Origin of the sequence: Kribbella yunnanensis, assembly GCF_039529655.1 — a bacterium.
Taxonomy (GTDB): Bacteria; Actinomycetota; Actinomycetes; order Propionibacteriales; family Kribbellaceae; genus Kribbella; species Kribbella yunnanensis.
Genome location: NZ_BAAANF010000017.1, coordinates 565665 through 568633 on the forward strand (window position 1 = coordinate 565665; position 2969 = coordinate 568633).

The following is a 2969-nucleotide window of genomic DNA, read 5'->3' on the forward strand; positions in this document are numbered from 1 at the left end:
CGACGCTGGAAGAGGTCACTTCGCCTCTTTGACAGCGCTGCTGAGCGCTTGCTGCCAGGCCTTGTCGGGGGTGAGCTTGCCCTGCTCGACGGCCTGCAGCGCGGGCTCGAAGGCACGCTCCTTGACCGCCTGGTGCTTCGGGCCGAGGACGAGCGGCTTCAGCGTCTTGGCGCCGTCACCGAAGATCTTGCCGACCGGGGCGTTCGAGAAGTAGTCGTTGGTCAGCGCCAGGAACGCCGGGTCGTCCAGCGCCTTAGGTGCCGTCGGCAACGGTCCCGCCTCCTTGAACGCGGCCACCTGGCCGGCCGGCGAGGTCAGGTACTTGGCCAGCTCGTAGGCCTCCTTCGGGTGCTTGCTCTGGGTCGGGACCGCGAGCCACGAACCACCCCAGTTGCCACCTCCACCAGGTACGGCGGCCACGTCCCACTTACCGGCGTTCTCGGCGCCGGAGTTGCCCTTGATGATGCCGAGCATCCACGACGGGCACATGGTGACCGCGAAGCTGCCGTTCTTGAAGCCGGCCTCCCAGTCCTTCGACCAGACCGGGATCTTGGCGCTGACGCCCTCCGAGATCATCGCCATCGACGTGTTCCAGGAGTCCTTGACGACCGGGCTCGAGTCGGCGATCAGCTTGTTGTCGCGGTCGTAGAAGTTGGTGTCACCGGCCTGCGACAGCATCGCCGAGAAGCTGGTGGTGACCGAGTCGACGAACCCCTTCGCGCCGGTGTTCGCGGCGCCGAACTTCTTGCCGGTGGCAATGAACGAGTTCCAGTCCGGCCACAGCTTGGACACCGCGTCCCGCTCGGTCGGCAGCTTGGCCTTCGCGAACAGGTCCTTGCGATAGCAGACCGCCAGGCCGCCGACATCGGTACCGAGCCCGATCAGCGGTCCGTCGGCGCCGACCCGGCCGAGGTCCCATTTCCACGGCAGGAAGTTGGGCTGCAGCTCGGCGGCACCCTGATCGAGCAGGTTGACGAAGTTCTGCGGCTGGGTCTTGAACTCGTTGAGGACACCCTCCTCGAGCGCCACGATGTCTCCGGCGCCACTGCCGGCGGCCAGGTACTGGACCAGCTTGGGCTTGTAGTCGTCGAGCTTCTGCACGTTGCGCAGCTCGACCTTCACGTCCGGGTGCTCCTGCTCGTACTGGGCGGCCAGCGCCTTGTACCCGAAGTCCCCGAAGGTGTCGACCACCAGCGTGATCTTGCCGTCCGCCGCGGGCTTGCTGCCCTCGGTGTTCTTGCTGCATGCCCCGACCATGCCCAGTGCTGTCACGGCAGCCACCGTGACCGCCAGGAACCGCTTAGTCTGGCTCATCGCCTGACCCCTCCTCGATACTGTGCACCCCCTCATCTGGGAGCGCTCCCACGAGAATCGAGGGAAGGTGAAGGTCTGTCAATAGCTCGGTGGGAGCGTTCCCAAATCGAGGCCTGAGGGTTACGCGCCCAGGAGAGTGGCGCCGGTCGGGGAGAGCGCGTGCAGGACGCGTTTGCCCGTACGGCGGCTGGTGATCAGGCCGGCTTCACGCAGCGCTTTAGTCTGTTCACTGGCGGTTGCCGAGGAGAGGTCGAGGGCGCGGGCCAGCTCGGTCGTCGTGCGGTCGCCGTTCGCGAGGCAGTCCAGGACCTCGGCGCGGGTTTTGCCGATGACGGCCTCGAGCCGGGTGCCTTCGGTGCGGGTGTCCCACCAGCCGACGCGATGCGGGATCGGGTAGGCCAGGACGAACGGTTCGCCGGGAACATCGAGGATCGACGTGTCGCCGAGCGCGAAGAACGAAGGCTGGATGATGATGCCGCGACCCTCGACGTACAGGTCGCGGTCGGTCTTCTTGTTGCGCAGGACGAGCGCGGGCGCTTCCCAATGGACGTGGCCGCCGATTGATGCGAGCAGAGCGTCGACGCCCTCGTCGCACAGCAGCCGGCGTAGTCGTACCAGCTCCTCGGAGACCTGACTGCGGATCTCTGCCCAGGATGGCTTGAGATGTGCCTCGTGGAACTGGATCAGGTTGGCGCCGAGCGCACGCAGGGTTTGCTGATCACCGGCCGCAAGGTCACGCGTCCAGCCGGCCGCTCGCGGACACTGCTCGTGCAGCGTGACGAGATCGCTGCGCAGACACGAGCGCGGCGTCCGGAGCACCTCCTCGATACCGGCCCGGAGGTCGGTCGTCCCGGTCGCTGGGGTGAGGAAGTCGGCGAAATACCCCATCGGTGGCGACAGATGCCGCAGCATGCTCCACCGCGCCAAACCGGCCAGCCGGACCCGGCGCCGCCACGGGCCGAAGATCACCGGACCCCCGTTGTCGAGCAGCTGGATGCTGTGCACCAGCTCCCAGAGCGGATCGATATCCGGTGCGATCCGGATCCGCCTGACGTCGTCCGTACTCAGATGTATGCGCCACATGGCTCCCCCTTGCCGACCTGCGCAAACAATTCGGCCCCATCCGAAGTTTTACCGCACCACCGGGCCAGGCTTCTACGTTTCCGGGTGTCGAGGCGATCACCGCCTCCGCCCCGAAATCGCCGACGTACTGGAGGAACCACCCGTGAAACTTCTACCTCGTCTCGCCGCGGTGCTTGCCCTCGCCGGGGGTGCGGCCGCCATCACCACCGTGCCGGCCAACGCTGACCGGGGCGACGGCAACGTCGCCTGCAACAGCGGGGAGATCTGCTTCTACTACGACTACGCCCTCGGCAACCTCAGCCGGCAGTTCTGGAACCCCGACATGGACCACAGCAACGACTACTACTGGGACCGCGCGAGCGGCAGCCAGTCGTCGATCCGGCTGATGGACACCGCCGGCTCGTTCTGGAACCGCGACACCGAGTGCGCGATCAAGATCTGGGACATCACCAGCACCGGCGGCTGGTTCGTCACCTTCACCGCCCCGATGGGCTGGAAGGGCGACCTCCGCTCGGTCGGCAAGCAGAACCGCAACAACGGCCACAGCCGCTGCTGATGAGCTCACCCGACAA

General features: G+C 66.5%; 3 protein-coding genes. 1 reads left to right on the forward strand and 2 read right to left on the reverse strand.

Features of this window, described 5'->3' with window-relative positions:
- Nucleotides 1–15: 15 nt before the first annotated feature.
- Nucleotides 16–1314: an ABC transporter substrate-binding protein gene (locus ABD231_RS26030; protein ID WP_344157267.1), complete on the reverse strand. Its 1299-nt coding sequence runs from the start codon at nt 1312–1314 to the stop codon at nt 16–18.
- 120 nt (nt 1315–1434) lie between these two features.
- Nucleotides 1435–2397, reverse strand: a complete 963-nt coding sequence (locus ABD231_RS26035; protein ID WP_344157270.1) for an ArsR/SmtB family transcription factor — start codon at nt 2395–2397, stop codon at nt 1435–1437.
- A gap of 142 nt (nt 2398–2539) precedes the next feature.
- On the opposite strand from ABD231_RS26035, the gene ABD231_RS26040 reads away from it, so the two are divergent.
- Nucleotides 2540–2953, forward strand: a complete 414-nt coding sequence (locus ABD231_RS26040; protein WP_344157272.1) for a hypothetical protein — start codon at nt 2540–2542, stop codon at nt 2951–2953.
- The last annotated feature ends 16 nt before the right edge of the window (nt 2954–2969 follow it).